General features: G+C 62.3%; 23 protein-coding genes and 1 pseudogene. 16 read left to right on the top strand and 8 right to left on the bottom strand.

Features of this window, described 5'->3' with window-relative positions; translation table 11 throughout:
- Window positions 1-48: 48 nt before the first annotated feature.
- The 12 genes and pseudogenes from gap (at window position 49) to V7Z56_RS01840 (ending at window position 12306) form a co-directional block, all read left to right on the top strand.
- A complete protein-coding gene (gap, locus tag V7Z56_RS01895; RefSeq protein ID WP_334127648.1) occupies window positions 49-1056 on the top strand; it encodes a type I glyceraldehyde-3-phosphate dehydrogenase in 1008 nt (335 codons plus the stop codon).
- 22 nt (window positions 1057-1078) lie between these two features.
- Complete coding sequence (locus V7Z56_RS01890) at window positions 1079-2272, top strand: phosphoglycerate kinase (RefSeq protein WP_334127647.1); 1194 nt, start codon at window positions 1079-1081, stop codon at window positions 2270-2272.
- Window positions 2273-2298: 26 nt separating this feature from the next.
- Window positions 2299-3309 (top strand): class I fructose-bisphosphate aldolase, encoded by a 1011-nt coding sequence (locus tag V7Z56_RS01885; protein ID WP_334127646.1) that lies wholly within the window; start codon window positions 2299-2301, stop codon window positions 3307-3309.
- A 5-nt stretch (window positions 3310-3314) separates the two neighbouring features.
- Window positions 3315-3977 (top strand): thiamine phosphate synthase, encoded by a 663-nt coding sequence (gene thiE / locus V7Z56_RS01880; RefSeq protein WP_334127645.1) that lies wholly within the window; start codon window positions 3315-3317, stop codon window positions 3975-3977.
- Window positions 3978-4015: 38 nt separating this feature from the next.
- Window positions 4016-4581 (top strand): annotated as a pseudogene (gene efp, locus V7Z56_RS01875) (elongation factor P).
- 46 nt (window positions 4582-4627) lie between these two features.
- Window positions 4628-5431 carry an inositol monophosphatase family protein gene (locus V7Z56_RS01870; RefSeq protein WP_334127644.1) on the top strand — a complete coding sequence of 268 codons (804 nt, stop codon included), beginning with the start codon at window positions 4628-4630 and terminating at the stop codon, window positions 5429-5431.
- 96 nt (window positions 5432-5527) lie between these two features.
- Window positions 5528-6544 (top strand): NADPH:quinone oxidoreductase family protein, encoded by a 1017-nt coding sequence (locus tag V7Z56_RS01865; RefSeq protein ID WP_334127643.1) that lies wholly within the window; start codon window positions 5528-5530, stop codon window positions 6542-6544.
- 223 nt (window positions 6545-6767) lie between these two features.
- A complete protein-coding gene (locus V7Z56_RS01860) occupies window positions 6768-7712 on the top strand; it encodes an OmpA family protein (RefSeq protein WP_334127642.1) in 945 nt (314 codons plus the stop codon).
- Window positions 7713-7714: 2 nt separating this feature from the next.
- On the top strand, window positions 7715-8917 hold the full coding sequence (locus tag V7Z56_RS01855; protein WP_443023733.1) for a flagellar motor protein MotA: 1203 nt from the start codon (window positions 7715-7717) through the stop codon (window positions 8915-8917).
- Window positions 8918-8946: 29 nt separating this feature from the next.
- Window positions 8947-10308 (top strand): peptidoglycan -binding protein, encoded by a 1362-nt coding sequence (locus V7Z56_RS01850; protein ID WP_334127640.1) that lies wholly within the window; start codon window positions 8947-8949, stop codon window positions 10306-10308.
- 1 nt (window position 10309) lies between these two features.
- The gene (locus V7Z56_RS01845; protein ID WP_334127639.1) at window positions 10310-11245 is read left to right on the top strand and encodes a glycosyltransferase family 9 protein; all 936 of its coding nucleotides are present in this window, start codon (window positions 10310-10312) and stop codon (window positions 11243-11245) included.
- On the top strand, window positions 11242-12306 hold the full coding sequence (locus tag V7Z56_RS01840) for a glycosyltransferase (protein ID WP_334127638.1): 1065 nt from the start codon (window positions 11242-11244) through the stop codon (window positions 12304-12306). The genes V7Z56_RS01845 and V7Z56_RS01840 overlap by 4 nt, the downstream gene beginning before the upstream one ends.
- On the opposite strand, the gene V7Z56_RS01835 is transcribed toward V7Z56_RS01840, so the two are convergent.
- Window positions 12298-14106, bottom strand: a complete 1809-nt coding sequence (locus V7Z56_RS01835) for an ABC transporter transmembrane domain-containing protein (RefSeq protein ID WP_334127637.1) — start codon at window positions 14104-14106, stop codon at window positions 12298-12300. The genes V7Z56_RS01840 and V7Z56_RS01835 overlap by 9 nt on opposite strands.
- A 167-nt stretch (window positions 14107-14273) precedes the next feature.
- On the opposite strand from V7Z56_RS01835, the gene rpmE reads away from it, so the two are divergent.
- Entirely contained in the window at window positions 14274-14495 is a 222-nt protein-coding gene (gene rpmE / locus V7Z56_RS01830) for a 50S ribosomal protein L31 (protein WP_334127636.1), read from the top strand.
- Between the two features lie 54 nt (window positions 14496-14549).
- Here rpmE and V7Z56_RS01825 read toward each other — a convergent pair whose 3' ends face one another.
- Window positions 14550-15005, bottom strand: a complete 456-nt coding sequence (locus V7Z56_RS01825; protein WP_334127635.1) for a DUF1465 family protein — start codon at window positions 15003-15005, stop codon at window positions 14550-14552.
- A 217-nt stretch (window positions 15006-15222) separates the two neighbouring features.
- On the opposite strand from V7Z56_RS01825, the gene V7Z56_RS01820 reads away from it, so the two are divergent.
- Both V7Z56_RS01820 and V7Z56_RS01815 read left to right on the top strand, forming a co-directional pair.
- Window positions 15223-15675 carry an Hsp20 family protein gene (locus V7Z56_RS01820; RefSeq protein WP_334127634.1) on the top strand — a complete coding sequence of 151 codons (453 nt, stop codon included), beginning with the start codon at window positions 15223-15225 and terminating at the stop codon, window positions 15673-15675.
- 124 nt (window positions 15676-15799) lie between these two features.
- Window positions 15800-16792, top strand: coding sequence for a succinylglutamate desuccinylase/aspartoacylase family protein (locus V7Z56_RS01815; RefSeq protein WP_334127633.1), 993 nt, complete (start codon window positions 15800-15802; stop codon window positions 16790-16792).
- Window positions 16793-16809: 17 nt separating this feature from the next.
- On the opposite strand, the gene V7Z56_RS01810 is transcribed toward V7Z56_RS01815, so the two are convergent.
- Genes V7Z56_RS01810 through rfbC form a run of 4 tightly spaced genes read right to left on the bottom strand, consistent with a single transcriptional unit; the run spans window position 16810 to window position 19714 of the window.
- Complete coding sequence (locus V7Z56_RS01810) at window positions 16810-17229, bottom strand: acyl-CoA thioesterase (RefSeq protein WP_334127632.1); 420 nt, start codon at window positions 17227-17229, stop codon at window positions 16810-16812.
- Window positions 17230-17244: 15 nt separating this feature from the next.
- Window positions 17245-18096 (bottom strand): dTDP-4-dehydrorhamnose reductase, encoded by an 852-nt coding sequence (rfbD, locus tag V7Z56_RS01805; protein ID WP_334127930.1) that lies wholly within the window; start codon window positions 18094-18096, stop codon window positions 17245-17247.
- Window positions 18096-19148 (bottom strand): dTDP-glucose 4,6-dehydratase, encoded by a 1053-nt coding sequence (gene rfbB, locus V7Z56_RS01800; protein WP_334127631.1) that lies wholly within the window; start codon window positions 19146-19148, stop codon window positions 18096-18098. The genes rfbD and rfbB overlap by 1 nt, the downstream gene beginning before the upstream one ends.
- Window positions 19145-19714, bottom strand: coding sequence for a dTDP-4-dehydrorhamnose 3,5-epimerase (rfbC, locus tag V7Z56_RS01795; protein ID WP_334127929.1), 570 nt, complete (start codon window positions 19712-19714; stop codon window positions 19145-19147). The genes rfbB and rfbC overlap by 4 nt, the downstream gene beginning before the upstream one ends.
- Window positions 19715-20053: 339 nt before the next feature.
- Here rfbC and V7Z56_RS01790 point away from each other — a divergent pair, with 339 nt between their 5' ends.
- Complete coding sequence (locus V7Z56_RS01790; protein ID WP_334127630.1) at window positions 20054-20689, top strand: glutathione S-transferase family protein; 636 nt, start codon at window positions 20054-20056, stop codon at window positions 20687-20689.
- Here the strand turns inward: V7Z56_RS01790 and V7Z56_RS01785 are convergent.
- Window positions 20686-21357 (bottom strand): DUF4824 family protein, encoded by a 672-nt coding sequence (locus V7Z56_RS01785; protein WP_334127629.1) that lies wholly within the window; start codon window positions 21355-21357, stop codon window positions 20686-20688. The genes V7Z56_RS01790 and V7Z56_RS01785 overlap by 4 nt on opposite strands.
- Window positions 21344-22402, bottom strand: a complete 1059-nt coding sequence (locus V7Z56_RS01780) for a DUF2157 domain-containing protein (protein WP_334127628.1) — start codon at window positions 22400-22402, stop codon at window positions 21344-21346. The genes V7Z56_RS01785 and V7Z56_RS01780 overlap by 14 nt, the downstream gene beginning before the upstream one ends.
- Window positions 22403-22466 lie beyond the last annotated feature (64 nt).

Here is a 22466-nt window from a genome sequence, read left to right as displayed (position 1 = left end):
GACAGACGCCGCAAGGGCGACGTCATCGGCAAGCAGGAGTAAAGAAAAATGACTGTTCGTGTTGCAATCAACGGATTTGGACGGATTGGACGGAATATCTTGCGGGCAATCTACGAGTCGGGTCGGATCGATGTCGAGGTTGTCGGCATCAATGACCTCGGGTCGGTCGAGGCGAACGCCCATCTCTTGAAATATGACAGCGTGCATGGCCGCTACCCCGGCACCGTGACGGTAAAGGGTGACAGCATCGATCTTGGCCGCGGCCCGATCAAGGTGACCGCCGTTCGCAACCCGGCCGAACTGCCGTGGGGCGAGCTCGGCGTCGATATCGCGTTCGAATGCACCGGTATCTTCACCAAGCGCGATGCGGCGGCAAAGCATCTGGAAGCCGGCGCGAAGAAGGTTCTCATCTCCGCCCCGGGCACCGACGTTGACCTCACCGTTGTTTACGGCGTCAACCACGACAAGCTGAAGAAGGAGCACACCGTTGTCTCCAACGCCTCCTGCACCACCAACTGCCTTGCGCCGGTAGCCCAGGTCCTGAACGAAAGCGTCGGTCTCGTGCATGGCTTCATGACGACGGTGCATGCCTATACAGGCGACCAGCCGGTTCTCGACACCCTGCACAGCGACCTGCGCCGGGCGCGCGCCGCCGCAATGTCGATCATCCCGACCTCGACCGGTGCGGCGAAGGCCGTTGGCCTCGTGCTTCCGGAACTTGCCGGCAAGCTCGACGGCACCTCGGTCCGTGTGCCGACGCCGAACGTTTCGATGGTTGATCTTACCTTCGTTGCCGCGCGCGCAACCTCGGTTGACGAGATCAACAACGCCATCCGGGAGGCCGCAAACGGCCGCCTGAAGGGTGTTCTCGAGGTCAACAGCGATCCGGTCGTCTCCATCGACTTCAACCACGCCCCTGCCTCCTCCACCTTCGATCTGACCCAGACGCAGGTGATTGACGGCACCTTCGTGCGTGTGCTGAGCTGGTACGATAACGAGTGGGGCTTCTCCAACCGGATGAGCGACACCGCAATCGCCATGGCGAACGCCAACTGACGCGAAAGAGCGGAGCGATAGAATGGCTGAGTTCAGAACACTTGATGATCTGGAGGCAAACGGCAGGACGGTGATCGCACGCGTCGATCTGAACGTGCCGGTGGAGGACGGGAACATCTCCGACTTCACCCGCATCGACCGCATCCTCCCGACCCTGAACGAGCTGTCGCAGAAGGGCGCGAAAGTCCTCCTGCTCAGCCATTTCGGGCGGCCGAAAGGGAAGGTCGTTCCCGACATGTCGCTCCGCCCCATTGCGGACGGGCTCGCCGCGCATCTGAAGCGGCCCGTCACCTTTATTGATGACTGCATTGGAGATAGCGTTACCAATGCGCTTGCCCGCGCCGAAGCGGGCGATATCCTGCTCGCCGAAAATGTCCGCTTCCATGCGGGCGAAGAGAAGAATGACGCGGCGTTTGCAAAAGCGCTCGCGGCGGCCGGCGATATCTATGTCAATGACGCCTTCTCCTGCTCGCACCGCGCCCATGCCTCGACCGAGGCGATCGCCCATATTCTCCCCGCCTATGCCGGGCGCAATATGGAGGCGGAGCTGACCGCACTCGCACAGGCGCTCGAAAAGCCCGCCCGCCCCGTGATGGCGATCGTCGGCGGCGCCAAGATCTCCAGCAAGCTCGATCTCCTCTTCAACCTGATCGAAAAGGTCGATGTGCTGCTGATCGGCGGCGGCATGGCCAACACTTTTCTCAACGCCCGCGGCGTCAATGTCGGGGCGTCGCTCTGCGAGCATGATCTCGCCGAGACCGCATCGCAGATCCTGGAAAAAGCCGAGAAAGTCGGCTGCGAGATCCTGCTCCCCGATCACGTCGTGCTGGCGAAAGAATTCAAGGCGGGCGCGGCCAATCGCGCGGCGCCGGTCGGTGAGGTCGCGGCCGATGAAATGATCCTCGATGTGGCGCCGCAATCGGTCGCCGCCATCACGTCGCGCCTTGCCGGCATCAAAACACTGATCTGGAACGGCCCTCTCGGCGCGTTCGAGATCGATCCGTTCGGCGATGGCACCTTTGCCGTTGCCCGGGAAGTCGAGCGGCTGACGAAAGCAGGATCGCTGATTTCCGTCGCCGGCGGCGGCGACACCGTTTCCGCCCTTGCCCGGGCCGGTGTGACGGACAGCCTTACTTATATCTCAACTGCGGGCGGCGCCTTTCTCGAATGGATGGAAGGGAAAACCCTTCCGGGCGTTGCCGCTCTGGCTCGCTGAACAGCCCTTTTTACAGGAGTTTTAAAATGGACGAACTGGAACTTGAAGATATTGCCCTCGCACTGGTCGCACCGAGCAAAGGCATCCTTGCCGCCGACGAAAGCACCGGTACGATCAAGAAGCGCTTCGACAGCATCAACACGGCAAGCACCGAGGAAAGCCGCCGCGACTATCGCGAGCTGCTGTTCTCTGCCAAGGGGATCGGCGACTATATCAGCGGCGTGATCCTCTATGATGAAACGCTGCGCCAGAATGCGAAGGACGGCCGCTCCCTCGTCTCGCTGATGAAGGACCAGGGCATCATTCCGGGCATCAAGGTCGATATGGGCACGAAGCCGCTCGCATTCGCTGAAGGCGAGCTGATCACCGAAGGCCTCGACGGCCTGCGCGATCGGCTGACTGAATATCACAAGCTCGGCGCCCGCTTTGCGAAATGGCGCGCCGTCATCTCCATCGGTGATGGCAAGCCGAGCGAATATTGCATCAACACCAACGCCCATGCGCTCGCCCGCTACGCCGCACTCTGCCAGGAAGCGGGTCTCGTGCCGATCGTCGAGCCGGAAGTTCTGATGGACGGCGATCATGACATTGACGAGTGCTATGCGGTCACCGAAACGACGCTGAAGGCGGTCTTTGACGAGCTTTACAAGCAGCGCGTCGTTCTCGAACAGATGCTGCTGAAACCCAACATGGTGATTTCCGGCAAGGACTGCCCCGAGCAGGCCGATGTCGAGGAAGTGGCGACCAAGACGATCTACTGCTTCCAGCAGACCGTTCCGGCCGCGGTTCCGGGCATTGTCTTCCTCTCCGGCGGACAGAGCGAGCGGCAGGCGACGGAGCATCTCAACGCCATGAACCAGATGGGCAACCATCCGTGGGAAATCAGCTATTCCTTCGGCCGCGCGCTGCAGGCCTCGGCCCTCCAGGCATGGCAGGGCAAGGCCGAGAACGCCGAAGCCGCACAGGCCGCGTTCCTGCACCGGGCCAAGCTCACCAGCGCCGCCCGTGACGGCGAATACAGCTCGGATATGGAATAATCTTGATGGGGACGTCACCGGACACCGGACGGGTGCGTCCCCGTCTCTATCTGATTTCGCCGGCGGTCATCGACGATCTCGATGCGTTCGAGTCCGCCTTTCGCGATGCCCTTGCCGGCGGCGATATCGCCTGCTTCCAGCTTCGGCTGAAAGGCCGCCCCGAGGCCGAGATTATCGCCGCCACGGAACGGCTGATGCCGATTGCGCTCGCGGCCAACGTTGCTTTCCTGCTGAATGACCATGTGCCGCTCGCCAGGAAACTCGGCGTCGACGGCGTGCATGTCGGTCAGGAGGACATGCCCTATAAGGAGGCGCGCGCCCTGCTTGGGCCCGATGCGATTATCGGCGTCACATGCAAAAACTCGCGCCATCTTGCCATGACGGCGGGGGAAGCGGGCGCCGACTATGTGGCCTTCGGCGCTTTTTACCCGTCCGGCACCAAGGCCGATACGACGCCCGCGGATCTTGATATCCTGACATGGTGGAGCGAGACGGCAACCGTCCCCTCGGTCGCCATTGGCGGGATCACGGCGGCGAACTGCGAACCGCTGCTGCGCGCCGGCGCGGACTTCCTCGCGGTCGGCGGCGGCGTCTGGACCGATGAAAAAGGCCCCGCCCACGCGGTCAAAGCCATGAATGATGTGATTGATAAGGTGATGGCAAGCTGATAGGTTGCCGCCAGATTTTTACTGAGAGCAAGACAACCATGAAAATTAACGGAAATGCGATCCGCCCCGGCAATGTGATTGAACATAAGGGCGGTCTGTGGGTGGCCGTAAAAATTCAGCACACCCAGCCCGGCAAGGGCGGCGCCTATTTGCAGGTCGAACTCAAGAACCTGCGCGACGGCACGAAACTCAACGAGCGCTTCCGCTCCTCCGAATCCGTGGAGCGCGTCCGCCTCGAACAGAAGCCGCACCAGTTCCTTTTTGAAGATGGCGAGATGCTGACCTTCATGGATACCGCAAGCTATGAGCAGGTCAATATCGCCAAGGATATGATCGGCGAGCGCGCCGCCTTCCTGAAAGACGGCATGGATATGTGGAGATCGAGTTCCATGAGGACAGCCCCCTCAACGTGATCCTGCCCGAGCAGGTGATCCTGGAAATTACCGAGACCGAGCCGACCGTGAAGGGGCAGACAGCCGCCTCCTCCTACAAGCCGGCGATCATGGAAAACGGCGTTCGCGTCATGGTGCCGCCTTTCTGCGGCGTCGGCGAGAAGATCGTGGTCAACACCGAAACTTACGAGTATATGAAGCGCGCCGACTGAGCGCGCCGCATATTCCCTTCTTCGACTACAGAACAGGGCCAGATCGATGGCGAGAAAATCTGCTGATATCAATGCAATGGAGCTGGCCGCGCGCAAGGCTGCCCGCAAAATGCTCCGCGACTTCAACGAGGTCGAGCATCTGCAGGTCTCCAAGAAAGGGCCGGCGGACTTCGTCACCCAGGCCGACCTGACCGCGGAAGCGACGCTGAAGGAGGAACTTGCCCGTCTCCGTCCCGATTTCGGTTTCATCACCGAGGAAGGCGGCGTCGTGAAGGCCAATGACGGCCTGCATTACTGGGTCATCGATCCGCTCGACGGGACGACGAACTTCCTGCACGGGCTGCCGCATTTCGCCATTTCCATCGCCATCAAGACGGGCAAGGAAATCACCGCCGGGATCATCCTCGATCCGGTCAAGGACGAGCTGTTCTGGGCGGAAAAGGGCGGCGGCGCCTATATGAACGACCGGCGCCTGCGCGTTTCGAGCCGCACCCGCATGGCGGAGAGCCTTTTTGCGACCGGCATTCCCTTCCTTGGCAAGGCCGATCACGACCGCTTCCTGAAAGAGCTGGAGCGGATCATGAGCCTCTCCTCGGGCGTCCGCCGCTTCGGGGCCGCCTCGCTCGATCTCGCCTATGTCGCGGCCGGACGCTATGACGGTTTCTGGGAGCGCAACCTGCAGGAATGGGATATTGCCGCCGGCATCATTATCGCGCGCGAGGCCGGGGCGCTTGTCTCGCAGCTCGACGGCGGCGAGAAGATGCTGGAAAAAGGCGACATCCTCGCCACCAACCCCGGCGTCAACAGCGCCATGCTGGATATCTTCCGCGAGCTCCGCGCCCGCCGCTAATTTCGCCGTCCTGACTTGTTATCGGCTCGCGCTTCATTATAGTAAGCGTGGTTTTTAAGCTGCCCTACAACAAGAACAAGTCAGGATCAACGTGACATGCGTGCAATCGTCGTTCGTAAATTCGGCCATCATCATGATGTGGCCCGTCTTGAGACCCTCCCAAAGCCAGAGCCCGCGCCCGGACATGTCGTTGTCCGCAACAAGGCCGCGGGGGTGAGCTTCGCCGCCTCGCTCAATATCGCCGGGAAATACCAGCGCAAGGCGCCCCTCCCCTACATCCCCGCGCCCGAATGCGCCGGTATTGTCGAAGCGGTTGGCGAGGGCGTGACGCGCGTTGCCGTCGGTGATCATGTGATGTGCAGCGTCGACAACGGCGGTGCGGCGGGCTTTTGCCATATCCCCGAGGTGTCCTGCTTTCGCATCCCGAAAGAAATGGATTTCGGCGTCGGGACGGCGATCATCACCTCCTATAACACATCTTACGGCGCGCTGACCCGCCGCGCAGAGCTGAAAGCCGGCGAGACGCTGCTTGTCCACGGCGCGGCCGGCGCGGTCGGCATGGCGGCGGTCGAGATCGGCAAGGCGCTCGGCGCAACGGTGATCGCGGTCGCCGGCGGCGAGAAGCACTGCGCCAGCGCGAAGAGGCACGGCGCCGATCATGTCATCGACCACCGGAAACAGAATTTCCGCGATGTCGTCATGGAGATCACGGGTGGCAAAGGCGTCAATGTCGTCTATGACAGCATCGGCGGCGACGTGACGATCCAGTCGATCCGCAGCCTCGCCTGGGAAGGGCGGCTTCTCACCATTGGCTATGCCTCGGGCACCATTCCGAATATCGCCGCCAATACGCTGCTTCTCAAGAACGCGTCGGCCATGGGCTTCAATCTCGGGCATTTCTTCGGCTGGTCGCCGGGCGGCAGCCGGGCCGAGCATATCGAGACGCTGGATGGTTTCACGGCGGGCGTCCTCGATCTCTACCGGCAGGGCAAGATCGACCCGGAAGTTGGCGCGCGCTTCCCGCTTGAGCGTTTCAACGACGCGCTCGATGCCGTCATCAACCGCGAGGTCGATGGCAAATGCGTTGTCGAGATGTCGGACGAGGACTACTGAGAGTTGCCGCGACGGCGGGCTTTCCCGCGCCGGATCGTGGCCGGATCCGGGAATGCCCGACGAGGCAACTAAAGGATTGTGACACGGGACGCGCTAAGTTATGGTGCTATGCGGCGGCGCTAGGCCCGCGATGTGACCAGTTTCATTGGCGAATCGGAACGCTTGCAGGCAGGCCTGACAGGTTCCGCTGTCGTTTGACAACAAGGAGAATGGGAAGGAGCCAATGACCAGTTTTTCGGCGACCGCAATTCCCGTTTCCCTGCTCACTTCCCTGCTCCTTGCCTGTTCCGTCAGCGGCGCGGCGGCGAAAGAATCGCGCCGCCTGCCCGTCGAGGTCAATCCGGGCGTCCTGAACGCCACGCCAGCGGCGCCGCGCCTCCCGACCCGCGTGATCGACGGCGAGACGGTGATCATCCTGATCCCGCCGGAACTGCAGCCGGCAAAACCCGCCGAAAAAATCGTCACCCCGCGCGCCAAGCCCCGCCTCAAACTGCCGCCTGCCAACGCAGAGGCGAGCCCGCCCCTCGCGCCGGAGACGGCAGCAGCAAAGATCCCGACGCCCCCGCCGCCCGAAGAGACGCCCGCCGCAGCGCCGGGCGAAGCCGCCGCCCCCGCGGCAGCGGAGACGCCTGAAACCGAGGCCCGCCCGGTCGAGACCGCAACCAACGCCGATCAGACGGAGACGATGACGGATGCCGCCGCAAGCGAGAGCGAAGCAGAAGCCGCGCCGCAAGGCACGGCAGAGGAGACGATCTCGCCCGTCACCGAAGCGGAAAAGATCGTCGAGAAAATCGTCGGCGGCGACAAGGCGGAAACAGTGGAGACCGCGGAGACCGCTGAGACACCCGCCGCCCCGGCCGATGAGCGGGTCACCCGCCTGCTGTTTGCCGAGGAGTCATCCAAGCTCTCCGCGGAGGCCGAGGCAACGCTCAAAGCGGTTGCCGCGCAGATGGCCGCAAGGCCGCGGAGCAGCGTTCAGCTTCTCGCCTATGGCAGCGGCGCCAGCGTCAGTGCGGCGCGCCGGCTGTCGCTGGATCGCGCCCTCACCGTCCGCGCCCGGCTGATGGAGCTTGGGCTCAGCGAGAAACAGATTGAAGTGCGGGCGCTTGGCGAGCCGCAGGATACAACCCCGTCGAACCGCGTCGACCTCCTATTGATTACACGGTGACCATGACACAATATACGAATGTCGAAACCCACAATCTGGCCGGAACGCCGAATATCAAGAAGCCGCGCCGTTACCTGATCCGGATGGTCATTTTTATCGGTATCGCGCTTGCCATCGCGGCCTTCCTCTATCCGCAGATCCAGACGGCGTTCCTCGCCAACCCGTGGCTCAACGGGCTGATCATTGTGGTGCTGCTGTTCGGCATTCTGTTCATTTTCCGCCAGGTCGTCATGCTCTATGGCGAGATCAACTGGACGCAGAGCCTGCGCCGGCTGGAATCGACCCGCCCGACCGTGCAGCCGCCCCGCCTGCTCGCCCCGCTGTTCACCATCTTCAACGACAGCCGCGGCCCCGTGCGGCTGAATGCGGTGACCATGAACAGCCTACTCGACAGCGTTGGCGCGCGCATGGAGGAAGGGCGCGACATCTCGCGCTACCTGATCAACGTACTGATTTTCCTCGGCCTCCTCGGCACCTTCTGGGGACTGCTGGAGACGGTTGATTCCGTCGGCGGCGCCATCGCGGCGCTGAATGTCGGCGGCGGCGAGGATTTCGCCCGTATTTTTGACGATCTGAAGGGCGGCCTTGAAAAGCCGCTGTCGGGCATGGCGATCGCCTTCTCCTCATCGCTCTTCGGGCTCTCCGGATCGCTCATCCTCGGCTTTCTCGACATGCAGGCCGGACAGGCGCAGAACCGCTTCTACGGTGATCTCGAGGACTGGCTGAGCTCCCTCACCCGCTTCACCAGCGCGGGCCCTGTCGCTGTTGCCGAGGGCGGCGAGCAAAGCGTGCCGATCTATGTCCAGGCGCTTCTCGAACAGACGGCCGAGAGCCTCAACAACCTGCAGCGCACACTCGCCCGCAACGAGGACAAGCGCGGTCAGGCGGAAAACTCCCTGATCAGTCTCAGCGAACGGCTGGCGGCGCTGACCGACCAGATGCGCGCCGAGCAGGATCTGCTGGTCAAGCTGGCGGAAGGCCAGACGGAACTCAGGCCGCTGTTCGAGCGGCTCGCGAAATCCGCCGAGAGCGCCGGCCTCGACCAGGCGAGCCGCAATCACCTGCGCAATCTTGATGTGCATATGGTGCGGATGCTGGAAGAAAGCGCCGATGGCCGGGACCAGATGGTTCAGGAGATCCGCAGCGATATCAAGCTCCTGACCCGCACCCTTGCGGCCATTGCGGAAGAAAGCCGTCGTGGCTGAGACGGGCTGCAGGATAAACGGGGTGGATAATGGCTCGTAGACGCCGCGGTAACCGCACGCCAAATGAGATCTGGCCGGGCTTCGTCGATGCGCTGACGACGCTCCTGCTCGTCATCATCTTCCTGCTGGTGGTCTTTGCCCTCGCGCAGTTTTTCCTCTCGCAGGCGCTTTCGGGCCGCGATGCGGCGCTCGAAAAACTCAATCAGCAGGTCAATGAGCTGGCCGACCTGCTGGCGCTTGAGCGCAAGACGACCGATGATCTGGAAGGGCAGATCGCGGCGCTCACCATCGACATGACGAAAATGCAGGAAGAACGGGACAGCGTCATCATCCAGCTTGATACCCTGACGAGCCGCGCCCTCTCGGCCGAGGAGGATCGCGACCGGCTGCAGCTGCTGCTGCGCGAAGCCGAGCAGAAGGCCGGCGAGACCGAGGAAAAGCTCGCCGTCAGTGAAGAGAGCCTGAAAGTCAATCTTGCCGAGCTCGAGCGGCTGAAACGCGATATCGCCGCGCTTGAGGAGACCCGCAAAACCCTTGAGGAGGAGGTCGGCACCCTCGCCCTCACCCTCGCCGAGCGGGATGTCGAGATCGGCAATCTCCGCGATCGCTCGAAAGAGCTGGAAGCGCGGCTTGCCGATGAGGCGGAGCGCACCAGCCTCGCCCAGAAGGATATCGAGGAGCGCGAAACCCGCCTTGCCGAATTGCAGACATTATATTTGCAAACCCAGGACAAGCTGACGGAGGAGGAGAAGATTTCCGCCGCCGCCGCCGCGCAAGTATCGCTGTTGAATGCACAGATCGCCGCGCTTCGCGCCGAACTTGCGACGCTGAACGAAATGCTCGAGGCAAGCGAGGCGCGCGATGCCGAGCAGAAGGTGCAGATCGCCGATCTCGGCCGGCGTCTCAATCAGGCCCTCGCCGCCAAGGTGCAGGAATTGCAGCAGTATCGCTCCGAATTTTTCGGCAAGCTCCGCGAGGTGCTGAAAGACCGCCCCGGCATCAGCGTCGTCGGCGATCGCTTCGTCTTCCAGTCGGAGGTGCTGTTCGATGCGGGCAGCGCCGAGCTTGGGCCGGACGGGCGCGCCGATATGGCGAAATTCGCCACGACGCTGCTTGAGATCGCGAAGGATATTCCAAGCGATATCGACTGGATCCTCCGCGTTGACGGCCATACCGACAAGCAGCCGATCAGCACGCTTCGCTTCCCCTCCAACTGGGAACTCTCGACCGCGCGCGCCGTCTCGGTTACAAAGTTCCTGATCAGCCAGGGCGTGCCGGCGAACCGGCTGGCCGCAACCGGCTTTGGTGAATTCCAGCCGATTGACCCGCGCGATGATGAAATCGGCTATCTTCGCAACCGGCGGATCGAACTGAAACTGACGGAGCGCTGACGTGGCGGGCAAGGGACGCAACATTCTGGTGATCAAGCATGGCGCGCTTGGCGATGTGATCCTCGCGGAGGGGCCGTTCCAGGCGATCCGCGCGCATCACCATGATGCGCGCATCGTGCTGCTGACGACCAAGCCGTTCGCCGCCTTTCTCGAAAAATCCGGCCTTTTTGACGAAATCTGGGTCGACGAGCGGCCGCGGCTCTGGCAGCTCTCAAAAATCCTTCCGCTGGTCCGCAAGTTGCGGCGCGGCAATTTCGCCCGCGTCTATGATTTGCAGACCTCGACCCGCAGCACCTCCTACTACCGCCTGTTCCCGCACCGGCGCAAGCCCGAGTGGTGCGGCATCGTGAAGGGCGCGACGCATCAGCATAAAAGCCCGCTCCGGACAAAAATCCACACGATCGAGCGGCATATCGATCAGCTCGGCGTCGCCGGGATCACCAACATCCCCGCGCCCGACTTCTCCTGGGCGATGACCGATATCTCGAAATACGCCCTGCCCGCCCGCTATGCGCTGCTGGTCCCGGGCGGATCGGCGCATCGGCCCGAGAAACGCTGGCCCGCGATCCGCTTTGCCGAGCTTGCCGAATATCTCACCGCGCAAGGGATCACGCCCGTCCTGATCGGCGGCAAGGCGGAGGCGGATGCGATTGAGACCATTCGCGAGGCCTGTCCCGAAGCCATCGATCTTTCCGCGCGCACCGAACTTGGCGATCTCGCCTCGCTCGGCGCCGGCGCGGAGCTTGCCGTCGGCAATGACACCGGCCCGCTGCATCTGATTGCCGCGGTCGGCTGCAAGACGGTGGTGCTTTTCTCACGCGCCTCCGATCCCGAGATGTCCCGCCCGCGCGGGCGCGATGTGCGGGTGCTGCGCGAAGCGTTCCTTGCCGACCTCCCACTTACCCGGGTCATTGGCGAGCTGGATCTCGCGTCATGAAGATTGAAGAGATCCAGCAGCGGACGGTCCTCTGGTGGGGGCGTTTCAATCCCGATTATTCCCGCAACCGCATCCTCCAGCATGCCTTTCGCGACCTTGGCTGGCGGGTTGTCGACTTTCACCCCCGCCTCAGCCGCACCGGACATCTGGAAGCCGCGCTGAAACGCATGAAGACGCCAGATCTCATCTGGCTGCCGGCCTTTCGCCAGCGCGACATGGCCGCCGCGGCAAACTTCGCGCGGGCAAGGCGCCGGCCGCTTATTTTCGATCCGATGATCTCGGCCTATGACAAGCAGGTGTTCGAGCAGCGAAAATTCGAAGAAGGAAGCGCCAAGGCAGAGGCGCTGCTGAAATGGGAGCGCGCGCTTTTTGCCCATGCCGATTACGTCATTGCCGATACGGCGGGCCATGCGGATTTTTATCGGACGACGCTGAACGTCCCGGCGGCGCGGCTTCGCGTTGTCGCCCTCGGCGCGGAAGGCGCGCTTTTCACCCCGGGTCCGCTTCGCCACAAGCCCGCGGATGCGCCGCTTGAGGCGCTTTTTTTCGGCAGCTTCATCAATCTGCAGGCGCCCGAGGTGATCGTCGAGGCGGCGAAGCTCTGCCCTGCCCCCGTCCGCTGGGTGCTGCTCGGCGCGGGGCCGCTTCGGGCGGCTTGCGAGGCGGCCGCGGCGGGCCATCCGAATATCGCCTTCGAAGATTATCTCCCTTACGAGATGCTGCCCGGGCGTATCCGGGCCGCCGATATCCTGCTCGGCATTTTCGGCGAGAGCGACAAGGCGGCTCGGGTCATTCCGAACAAGGTCTACCAGGCGCTCTCAGCCGGGCGGGTCGTTGTCACCCGGCAATCGGGGGCCTATCCTGAGCCGAAAACCGACGGGCTGATCGAAGTCGCCCCGAACGATCCGGCGGCCCTCAGCAATGCGGTTCAGCAACTTGCGGCGGCGCGCGCCTCGCTCCCGGCACGCGGCCAGGCGGCGCGCGATTATTACGATAAGAATTTCAGCATTTCGAGCATCCACGCCCAGCTCGCCGATGTGATCGGTGAATTCTCACGCTGAGCGGATGCGCTGCCCCGCATCAAACTGAAGCGTCGCAAGCTTCGCATAAAGCCCGCCTTCGTTCATCAGCTCCTGATGCGTTCCCTGATCGACGATACGCCCGTCCTCCAGCACGATGATCCGGTCCGCCGTCAGCACCGTCGCGAGGCGGTGCGCAATCACCAGCGTCGTGCGGTTCTCCATCAGATGCTCAAGCGCAAGCTGGACCTGCCGCTCGCTCTCCGCATCAAGCGCAGAGGTCGCCTCATCGAGCAGCAGTATCTCGGGATCGCGGAGGATCGCGCGGGCAATGGCGATGCGCTGCTTCTGTCCGCCCGAGAGCTTGATGCCCCGCTCGCCAAACTCGGTCGCGAAACCTTCGGGCAGGCGGTTGATGAATTCCGTCGCGACCGCGGCCTCGGCGGCGGCGATAACCTCCTCATCGCTCGCCTCGGGACGGCCATAGCGGATATTCTCCATGGCGCTGGTCGCGAAGATGACGGGCTCCTGCGGCACAAGGCCCATGAGCGCGCGAAGCCGCGTCGGATCGACGGTCCGGATATCGGTGCCGTCGATTGTAATCCGTCCGGCCTGCGGATCGTAGAAGCGCAGCAGCAGCTGGAGCACTGTTGTTTTCCCGGCGCCGCTCGGGCCGACAAGGGCAACCGTCTCGCCTTTCTTCACATCGAGCGAAAACTCCCGCAGCGCTGCGCTGTCGGGCCGCGAGGGATAGTGGAAGGTCACCCCCTCGAAGCTGAAGCCCGAGGTAATGCGCGGGCCGATGGGCTCTGGATTTTCGGCGATCGGCACCGTCGGCTTCTCATCCAGCAGCTCCAGCAGCCGCTCCGACGCGCCGGCGGCGCGCATCAGGTCGCCCCAGACTTCGCTCAGCGATCCCATGGTGCCGGCGACGATGATGGCGTAAAAGACGAAAGAGGCGAGCGTTCCCGCCGACATCTCCTCATTGACGACGGCGCGCGCGCCGCTCCACAGCACGAGATCGACCGCGCCGAACACGAACAGGATAACGATCGCCGTCAGCCACGCGCGCCATTTGATGCGCCGGATGGCGATCTGGAAATTCGTCTCCACATCCGCGCCGAACTGCCGGCGGTCATACTCCTCATGGGTGTAGGCCTGCGATGTCTGGATCGCGCGCAAGGTCTCGTCGGCGCGGGCGCTGACGGCGGCGATGCTGTCCTGGTTGGAGCGGCTGAGGCGGCGCACCATGCGGCCGAACCCGATGATCGGCACCATCACGAAGGGCACGATCAGCAGCACCATGCCGGTCAGAATCGGGCTCGTGTAGATGAGCAGCGCGAGGCCGCCGATAAACATCAGGATGTTGCGAAGGGCGACCGAGACGGACGAGCCGATCACCGTCTGGATCAGCGTCGTATCGGTAGTGAGGCGCGAGAGAACCTCACCCGTGCGGGTGACTTCAAAAAACGACGGGCTCAGCTTCAGCACATGATTGAAGACGGCCTTGCGGATGTCGGAGATGACCCGCTCGCCGATCCAGGAAACGAGAAAATACCGCCCGAAGGTCGCGACCGCGAGCAGCACGACAACGCCCATCAGCCCGAGGAAATAGCGGTCCAGGCTGACGCTGCCGGCGGAAAAGCCCTTGTCGATCATGATCCTGATCGCCTGCCCGATCATCAGCGTCGCGCCCGCGGCGATGATCAGCGCGATCAGCGCGCCGATCACCTGCGGCTTGTAGGGCAGGATGAAATGCCAGAGCCGCCACAATCCCTTGAGCGACCGCTTGCCGCCCGTTTTATCCGGAGAAGTCCGAAGATCTGCGTTTTCTTCAGTCACGAAGGAACCTTGAATTTACGTTAGTTAATCCGTCCCACGGGTGTAAACCCCGGGGCCAGGAATGCAAGAAAAAACACCGCCGAGCATATCTTTGCTTGCCATAACGGCAAAGCTTTAATATAAGGCCCGCTGAGTTAAACCTTGCGTCCCCTGAAGGGTGAGCCGAAATGAAAAAAGACATACATCCCGATTATCACAAAATCATCGTCGAAATGACAGACGGCACGACCTTTGAGACCCGTTCGACCTACGGCAAGGAAGGTGACGTTCTGAAACTGGATATCGACGTAAAGACCCATCCGGCATGGACCGGCGGTCAGCAGCTTGTGCGTGATGACGGGCAGGTCGCGAAGTTCAAGAAGCGCTTTGCGGGCTTTGGCCTGAAGTAATCTCTCGCGCGATCGCGGATGACAAAGGCGCTCATCTGGGCGCCTTTTTTCGTTTCAGCGCGCCGCCCCGCCGTGCCGCGCGGCATAGGCGGCGACGGCCTGTTCATCGAGCCGCAGAAGCCGCCGGTAGAGCGCCTCGCTCCGCTCAAGCAGCGACGCCAGCCCGTCCGGCAGCAGGCCCGGATCACAGAGCGGCGCATCGGTGAGGCAGGTTTCCAGATGCGCGAGCCGGCAGCCGTCTCGCGCGGCCTCCTCCTCGCTGATTTCGCCCGCCTGCAGCGCCCGCTGGAACATCAGCCACGCCATGCTTTCGGTCAGCCGGGTGGTGAGGCGGAGGCTTTCGGCCGCGTAAGCATAGCCGACCTCGGGCGGGAGCTGGCGCGCGGCGAGCCGCCCCGGCCCCGCCAGATAGGCGCGCGCCTCGCGCACGAGCGCGAGCGCCTCATCGTAGGAGCGGCTGAAAAAGACCGTGTTGCCGCCCCCACCCTGCCCGTCGCTCTTTTTTGTCACCCGCCTGCTCCTCTTAACCCCGCCCGCGCATACCGGCGTCCGCTTTGCCCGTTAATCTAGGGGGCAAAAGTTAAATTTTCCTCTTCCCGATCTCTTGAAACTCTGGAAAGGCGCCCACATATGAGACGTGTCAGGCGCCAATTAGGGCCTGAAATCAAGGGCTTGGCCAGAATGGCAGCCCGCAGGACATATATTGCTTCTAAGGAGGATATAGATAATGCGTACTTACGATTTTTCCCCCCTGCTCCGGTCCACCGTCGGATTTGACCGCATCGAGCAGCTTTTCCGAAGCCTTGAGCGCGCCTCCGGGGACGGCGGCTTTCCGCCCTATAACATCGTCAAGCAGGATGCCGACAATTATCGCATCACCATGGCGGTCGCCGGCTTTACGGAAGACCAGATTGAGGTTGTTGCAACCCGCAATTCGCTGAAAATCACCGGCAAATCGGCCGAACAGAAGGAGGATGTGGAATATCTGCATCGCGGCCTTGCGGCCCGCTCGTTCGTCCAGAATTTCGAGCTTGCCGAGACCATCAAGGTGGTTGGCGCGAGCATGGAGAACGGCCTCCTGCATATTGATCTCGTCCGGGAAATCCCCGAGGAGCTGAAACCTCGCACGATTGAGATCAGCACGGCCAAAGACAGGCTGATTGAAAATAAAGCTGCCTAAGGCGCTTTTTTAACCCCAACGATAGCCCGCCCACCGGCGGGCTATTTTTATTGCCTCTCGCCGCCCTTGGCCGGAGGAGAAAAATCATTCTATAATGGCGCATTACCGCAACAACAGGGCCCCCATGACCTCAACAATCACCAGCACGATTGACCTCGACCGCGACGGGCGTCAGACGGGCTATCTCCGCCTGCCCCACTCGGTCCACCGCTCCGCCTATGGCTATATCCCGATCCCGATCGCCAGCTTCAAAAACGGCGACGGGCCCCGCGTCCTGCTGATGGGCGGAACGCATGGCGATGAATATGAAGGGCAGGTCATTCTCTCCAACCTGATCCGCAGTCTCAAACCCGAGCAGGTGACGGGGCAGGTCATCCTCCTGCCGATGGCGAATTTTCCAGCCGCCGATGCGGGCCTTCGCACCTCACCGCTCGATGAGGGCAATCTCAACCGCGCCTTTCCGGGCGATGCGCGCGGCACCCCGACCGCGCAGATCGCCTATTATATCGAGCATGTGCTGCTGCCGCGCGTCGATTATCTCTTCGATCTGCATTCGGGCGGCAGTTCGCTTCTCTATGAGCCGACGCTGCTGATTTCCATCAATGACGAGGATCGCCATGCGACTATCAAGCGCGAACTCATCGGGAAATTCGGCCTTCCCTTCGTGCTACTGACCAACCGCGATGAATATGGCGGCTATTCATCGGCGGCGGCGCTCCGTCAGGGGATCTGCTCGGCGACGACCGAGCTTGCCGGCGGCGGATCGGTGACAAAGGGGCTGCCCGCCCGCGCCGGCGAGGGGCTTCTCAATGTCCTTCGCCATCTCGGCATCGTCTCGGGCGACGCGCGGCCTGTGGAGACTACGCCGCGCATCTTCTCGCATGAGAGCCACCTGTTCGCGAGCGAGCGGGGCCTCTTAGAGCCGCTCGCCGAGCCCGGCGAGGATGTGGTGAAAGGCCAGCCCGCCGCGCTGATCCACCAGCCGGAGACGCCCGGGCGGCCGCCGATCGAGCTTGCGTTTGACGTGGACGGCGTGATCCTCGCCAGACGGCAGGGCGCGCGCGTGGAGCGCGGCGACTGCCTCTATCATCTCGGCATTGATGAGATTTCGATGTAACGGGGCGGCGCGCGCCTTCAGGCGCCGGTAAAGAGCGCCCGCGTCTCGTCATCGAGCGGGGTGGATTTATGCGTTTTCTGGTTGGTGTTGACCCAGATCACCTCGCCGCTGCTGTAGCGCGTCTCTTCGCCCTTGGCGAAGATCTCGAGCCAGAAGGCGATGGAGGAGCGGCCGATCTTCTCGACGCGGCAACCGACCTCGATTTCCGCATCGAAGCGGATCGGCGCCTCGTAATTCACGACCGATTTGACAACGTGAAAGTCATTGCCCGTCCGCTCCAGATACTCCTGCGAGTCGAAGCCGAGGGAGCGAAAGAATTCGGTCAGTGCCGTATCGAAATAGGTCAGGTAATGTGCATTAAAAACGACGCCCTGTCCGTCGATTTCGGAATAACGCACGCGAAAGGGGAAGAAGAAATGAAAATCCTGGCGGGCCACGGGCTTATCCTTTTCTTATCGTTCGGCCAATAGCTTTGATAATGCCGCCTGCCAGTCGGGCTGGTCAATATCAAAAACCCGCTTGATCTTTCTGCAGTCAAGCACCGAATTTTTCGGCCGCACCGCCGGGACGGGATACGCCTCGCTCGGGATGGGAGTGAGCTTCGGCGCCTTGCGGCCCGCAAAAATCGCGCGCGCGAAGCCGAACCAGGTGACGGCGGGCGCGCCGGCGTAATGATAAATGCCGAAATCGCGAAAGCCGGGCGCAGCGACCCTTTCCGCCATCTGCAAAAGCGCCGCGGCGATATCAAGGGAGGGCGTCGGACCGCCCCGCTGGTCATCGACGATGCTCAGCTCGTCGCGGCTCTCCCCAAGGCGGAGCATGGTGTTGACGAAATTCTGCGCGCCGCCAAAGACCCAGGCGGTGCGCAGGATGATATATTTCTCCATCGCCGCCGCGATCCGCGCTTCACCCTCCGCCTTGCTCTGCCCGTAGACATTGAGCGGGGCGACGGCATCCGTCTCGACATACGCGCCCGCCTTGGCGCCGTCAAAGACGAAATCGGTGGAGATATGAAGGAGCGGGATATCCATCTCTTTTGCGGCGCGGGCGAGATTTTCAGGACCCAGAGCGTTGATCGCAAAGGCCGCCTCGACCTCCGTCTCCGCCCTGTCGACGGCCGTATAGGCCGCGGCGTTGATGACGACACCCGGGCGGATCTCGCGCAGCACGCGCGCAACCGCCGCCGCATCGGTGATATCGAGCGCGCGGCGATCAAGGGCGACAAGATCGAGGCGTGCCGCCGACGCCCGCTCAACGAGCGCGGTGCCGACCTGCCCGCCCGCCCCTGTCACCAGGATTTTCATCACTTATTCGATCCGAGCCCGAGACGCTGCTGCGAATAGTCCTTGGAGACCGCCTTGACCCAGTCGAGATTGCCGAGATACCAGTCGACGGTCTTTTCCAGCCCGACATCAAGCGTCAGCGACTGCTTCCAGCCAAGCTCCCGCTCGATCTTCGTGCAATCGACGGCATAGCGCGCATCATGGCCCGGCCGGTCGGCAACGAAACGGATCAGATCCTCATGCGGGCCCCTGTCCGGGAATTTGCGATCGAGAATACGGCAGATACCGCGCACGATGTCGATATTCTTGCGCTCGGCCCGCCCGCCGATCATATAGGTCTCCCCGACCCGCCCGTCCGCCACAACCTGTTGCAGCGCGGTGGCGTGATCCTCGACATAGAGCCAGTCGCGGACATTCTCGCCCTTGCCATAGACCGGCAGCTCGCGGCCGTTCAGCGCATTCAGGATAATCACCGGCAGCAGCTTTTCCGGGAACTGGTAGGGCCCGTAATTGTTGGAGCAGTTGGTGACCAGCACCGGCAGCCCGTAGGTGCGGTGCCAGGCGCGCGCGAGATGGTCCGAGCCCGCCTTGCTCGCCGAATAGGGCGAGTTGGGATCATAGGGGCTGGTCTCCGAGAAGAGGCCCTCGGCCCCGAGCTCGCCGTAAACCTCGTCCGTTGAGACATGCAGGAAGCGGAACGCCTGCTTCGCCGCGCCGTCAAGCTCGCGCCAGTACTGATTGGCGGCATCGAGCATGACGAAGGTGCCGACGAGGTTGGTCTCGATAAACGCCGCCGGCCCGTCGATCGAGCGATCGACATGGGATTCGGCCGCCAGATGATAGACGGCGCGCGGCTTGTGCTCGGCGAACAGCGCCTTGATGGCGGCGGCGTCGCAAATATCTGTTTTTGCGAAGCGATAGCGCGGGCTCGCGCTCACCGTCTCGAGATTTTCAAGCGCGCCCGCATAGGTCAGCTTGTCGATGACGAGAACATCTTCCCTGTCCTGGTTGATCAGATCCCGGGCCAGCGCCGAGCCGATAAAGCCCGCCCCTCCGGTGACGAAAACTGTCATTTCGTTTCCCTAAATTCAAAAAGTCGTGTCTGGTCCTTTAATAGCGGCAAAGTCTTATCTTTTTCTGAAAGGATTGCCTTTTCGGGCGACACCGGCCATTGAATATCGAGCGCCGGATCATTCCAGAAAATACCGCAGTCATTCTTCGGACTATACAGATCCGTCACCTTATAGAGAAGCTCCGTATCGGGAACAAGGGTGCAGTAGCCATGCGCAAATCCGGGCGGCAGCCAGAGCTGCGCCCAGTTGTCGGCCGAAAGCTCGATCGCGACATGTTTCCCGAAGGTCGGCGAGCCGACGCGGATATCCACCGCGACATCGAGAACGGCGCCCCGCGTCACCCGCACCAGCTTGCCCTGCGCCTTCGGCTCAAGCTGGTAATGCAGGCCGCGGACGACCCCCGCCTCGGCATTATAGGCGTGATTATCCTGCATGAATTCGACATCAATCCCGGCCTCGCGGAAGGTTTGCGCATTCCAGACTTCCGAAAAGAAGCCCCGTTCGTCGCCAAACTTGCGCGGGTGGAGAATTTTCACATCGGCAATTTCCGTGGTCTCAACCTGCATCGTCACTTATGTCCCCTACCACCCATACTACCCCGATTTGCTGAACAACATAGCCGAACTACCGGGCGATATAAAGTTAACGCCACCGGTGCCCCAAGTATTTTTGCCCCGCTCCCGCGCTGTTTATTTCCGCGGAATAGGGCTAAATACGCAAATTCCGGGCTCTTCGCAAGACCCGACATCAGATTGCTATATTTTTAGTAAAATTCCCCCTATGTCTCTTGGGATAGTCCCGGGACATTATGGTATTTTTTTGTCCGGCAACATAATTTAATCTGTATAACATGGAAATCGAACGCGCTTTCGGGCGCGCGCGAAGCGGCAGGGAAAGGGAAGAAAATGCTGAAACTCCATTACGCGCCCGGAACGGTCGCCATGGCGAGCCATATCGCGCTGGCCGAGGCCGGCGCAGACTACACCGCCGTCCCCGTTGATTTCGCAAACGCGGCCCAGACGAAAGCCGACTATCTCGCCATCAATCCGAAAGGCCGCGTGCCCGCCCTCGTCACCGAACGGGGGATCCTGACCGAAACGCCGGCGATCCTTCTTTATATCGCGCAGCGCTATCCCGAGAAGAAGCTCGCCCCGTTTGATGATATCTACCGCCTCGCCAAGATGCAGGAGTTCAACAACTATCTCTGCTCGACCGTGCATGTGAACCAGTCGCATTACCTGCGCGGGACCCGCTGGGCGAGCGAGGAAAGCTCGCTTGCCGACATGCGCCGCAAGGTGAAGCAGAATATGCGCGATTCCCTCGCCCTGATCGAGGCGGAGATGATCGAAGGGCCGTGGATCATGGGCGACAGCTACACGGTCGCCGACGGCTATTTCTTCGCGGTCCAGCGCTGGCTGACGTTCAGCAAGATCGACATTGCCGACTATCCGAAGCTCGAGCGCCTCGTCGCCCGCATGAAGGAGCGCCCGGCGGTCATCCGCGCGCTGGCGGAGGAAGTCCCGGCCGCCCCCGCCGCCTAAAGCGGCTCGATGCCGGCGATCCAGGGCTCAAAGCGCGCGCCGAAGCGGAGCGTGATGCGATATTCGGACGTGCAGGAGGCTTCCCCTTCCTCGCGACCGGCCGGGAAGCGGGCCGCGTGGATCGCCCTGAAGGCGGCGCGATACTCACTCGGGATGGCGATCTGCGGCCGGCCCGCGTAGCGGTGCTGCACCGTCCCCTCATCACTCCGATAGCTTGTCACATAGCCCCGCACAATGGCGGCGCCCGTGCTGCCCGCCTGCGGCGATTTCAGCCCGCCCGCCGCCGTTGCGCTGTCGCTGAAAAGAAGCCGGCTCTGCGGGATAAACGGCGTGTAGTCGGGGTTTTTCGCGCGTCTTTCCGCCTCGCCCGCAAGATACGCCTCCCACGCTGCGCCGCCCTCCTCGATCAGCAGATAAGCGGGCCGTGTCCGCCGGTGCCTCTTGTCGCCCGCCTCCCCCGTCGTTGTGATCGGCGGCGAGGTGACATAGAGCGAGAGGGAGCGGCCGTCTGAGCCAACACTATGGCCCCCGGCGCGCCCGAACGCGCAGTCATCAAAGGTGAGCTCGCCCGTCGGCGCGCCGCTCCGGTTCCAAAAGACGCCAGCCGCGATCCAGAGATTGGCCGCGATGACCAGCAGCAGCGGGAGATATGCCTTACGGAGCGTCATGGACCCGCCGTCCCGTCAGGCGCAGCTTGCGAAGCAGCAGGATCACGCCAACCGCCAGCAGGCCGAGGATGAGAAAGAAAATATAGGCCGGCCACTTGTCCCAGAACCAGTCGAAATACTTGATCCCGAGGAGGAGGATCAGAAAGCCGGCAGAAAGGTAAGCGCCGCCCTCCCAGCCCTGCCGGACGCTCCAGCCGAGCGCACCCGCCCCAAAGACGACCGCGGCGATGAGGTAGGTCCATCCCACCCCGTCACTGCTGAACGGCAGCAGGCTCTCGGGCCCGAGTGTCACAATGCCGAGAAGCTGGAGAAAAACGCCGAGCAGCCCCGTATAGAAGAAAATAAACCGGTTATCCTGAATATACTGAATTCGCAGCAGCGGCGCGAGCAGGATGAGAAGGAAGGGCGCGAGGTAAAGCTCCGTGATGATCTCATGCAGCCAGTAATAGCCGGCAAACTGGGTCAGCATCGCGCCCATGAAGACCGCGAGGCCGGTGAGCCCGATGCCGAGCGAAAGGCCGAGGCTATGCCGCGCCGCCATCAGGACAGCGAATGCGCCCCAGACAAAAAATGCGCCGGGGCTTGGAGTTAGGTTAAATATCTCACCCAGAAGGCAAAGATTGAGAATAAAGCAGGCGATGGTGACGAGCGCGGCAAGTTCGGTAAAATGCCGGGTTTGGAAGCGCGCCGCGATCCATTCGGTTGCCGCGACGCCGAGCAGCGGTGCAAGCACCGCAAGCGCAACCTGCAGCGCCGTCGAGAGATCGTCCCAATAATGATTGAAGAAGAGAAAAATGCCGAGCGAGAGCGCGGCCGCGCCCAGTGTCGAGACAATCCGCATCCCCCAGGAGAGCCGCGCCGCGCCCGCATCGAGATCGGCATCGAAGTCCTTGGAGAAGCCCGCCAGAAGCGCGCCGTGATAGGCGGCGACGCGCGCTGCCTCCCCCTCGGCAAGCTTGAGGACGCCGCCCTTTTCCAGCAGCGCCAGCTCCGCCCGGAAGGCGTGGATCTGCCGCGCCCGTCTCTCTGCCTCGCGCCTGTTCACCCTGTCGCTCCCCTCACCGGCTGATGTGACAGTCTAAAGCGCGGGGCTCCCCGCCTCAACCGGA

Source organism: Sneathiella sp., assembly GCF_036844445.1.
Classification (GTDB): domain Bacteria; phylum Pseudomonadota; class Alphaproteobacteria; order Sneathiellales; family Sneathiellaceae; genus Sneathiella.
The sequence above is the reverse complement of the archived record's forward strand: the minus strand, read 5'-3'. Positions and strand labels throughout refer to the sequence as shown.

Bases quoted from the DNA above. Each gene is read 5' to 3' on its own strand.
- gap (WP_334127648.1), top strand. From the start codon at position 49: ATGACTGTTCGTGTTGCAATCAACGGATTTGGACGGATTGGACGGAAT.
- V7Z56_RS01890 (WP_334127647.1), top strand. From the start codon at position 1,079: ATGGCTGAGTTCAGAACACTTGATGATCTGGAGGCAAACGGCAGGACG.
- V7Z56_RS01885 (WP_334127646.1), top strand. From the start codon at position 2,299: ATGGACGAACTGGAACTTGAAGATATTGCCCTCGCACTGGTCGCACCG.
- thiE (WP_334127645.1), top strand. From the start codon at position 3,315: ATGGGGACGTCACCGGACACCGGACGGGTGCGTCCCCGTCTCTATCTG.
- V7Z56_RS01870 (WP_334127644.1), top strand. From the start codon at position 4,628: ATGGCGAGAAAATCTGCTGATATCAATGCAATGGAGCTGGCCGCGCGC.
- V7Z56_RS01865 (WP_334127643.1), top strand. From the start codon at position 5,528: ATGCGTGCAATCGTCGTTCGTAAATTCGGCCATCATCATGATGTGGCC.
- V7Z56_RS01860 (WP_334127642.1), top strand. From the start codon at position 6,768: ATGACCAGTTTTTCGGCGACCGCAATTCCCGTTTCCCTGCTCACTTCC.
- V7Z56_RS01855 (WP_443023733.1), top strand. From the start codon at position 7,715: ATGACACAATATACGAATGTCGAAACCCACAATCTGGCCGGAACGCCG.
- V7Z56_RS01850 (WP_334127640.1), top strand. From the start codon at position 8,947: ATGGCTCGTAGACGCCGCGGTAACCGCACGCCAAATGAGATCTGGCCG.
- V7Z56_RS01840 (WP_334127638.1), top strand. From the start codon at position 11,242: ATGAAGATTGAAGAGATCCAGCAGCGGACGGTCCTCTGGTGGGGGCGT.
- rpmE (WP_334127636.1), top strand. From the start codon at position 14,274: ATGAAAAAAGACATACATCCCGATTATCACAAAATCATCGTCGAAATG.
- V7Z56_RS01820 (WP_334127634.1), top strand. From the start codon at position 15,223: ATGCGTACTTACGATTTTTCCCCCCTGCTCCGGTCCACCGTCGGATTT.
- V7Z56_RS01815 (WP_334127633.1), top strand. From the start codon at position 15,800: ATGACCTCAACAATCACCAGCACGATTGACCTCGACCGCGACGGGCGT.
- rfbD (WP_334127930.1), bottom strand. From the start codon at position 18,096: ATGAAAATCCTGGTGACAGGGGCGGGCGGGCAGGTCGGCACCGCGCTC.
- rfbB (WP_334127631.1), bottom strand. From the start codon at position 19,148: ATGACAGTTTTCGTCACCGGAGGGGCGGGCTTTATCGGCTCGGCGCTG.
- rfbC (WP_334127929.1), bottom strand. From the start codon at position 19,714: ATGCAGGTTGAGACCACGGAAATTGCCGATGTGAAAATTCTCCACCCG.
- V7Z56_RS01790 (WP_334127630.1), top strand. From the start codon at position 20,054: ATGCTGAAACTCCATTACGCGCCCGGAACGGTCGCCATGGCGAGCCAT.
- V7Z56_RS01785 (WP_334127629.1), bottom strand. From the start codon at position 21,357: ATGACGCTCCGTAAGGCATATCTCCCGCTGCTGCTGGTCATCGCGGCC.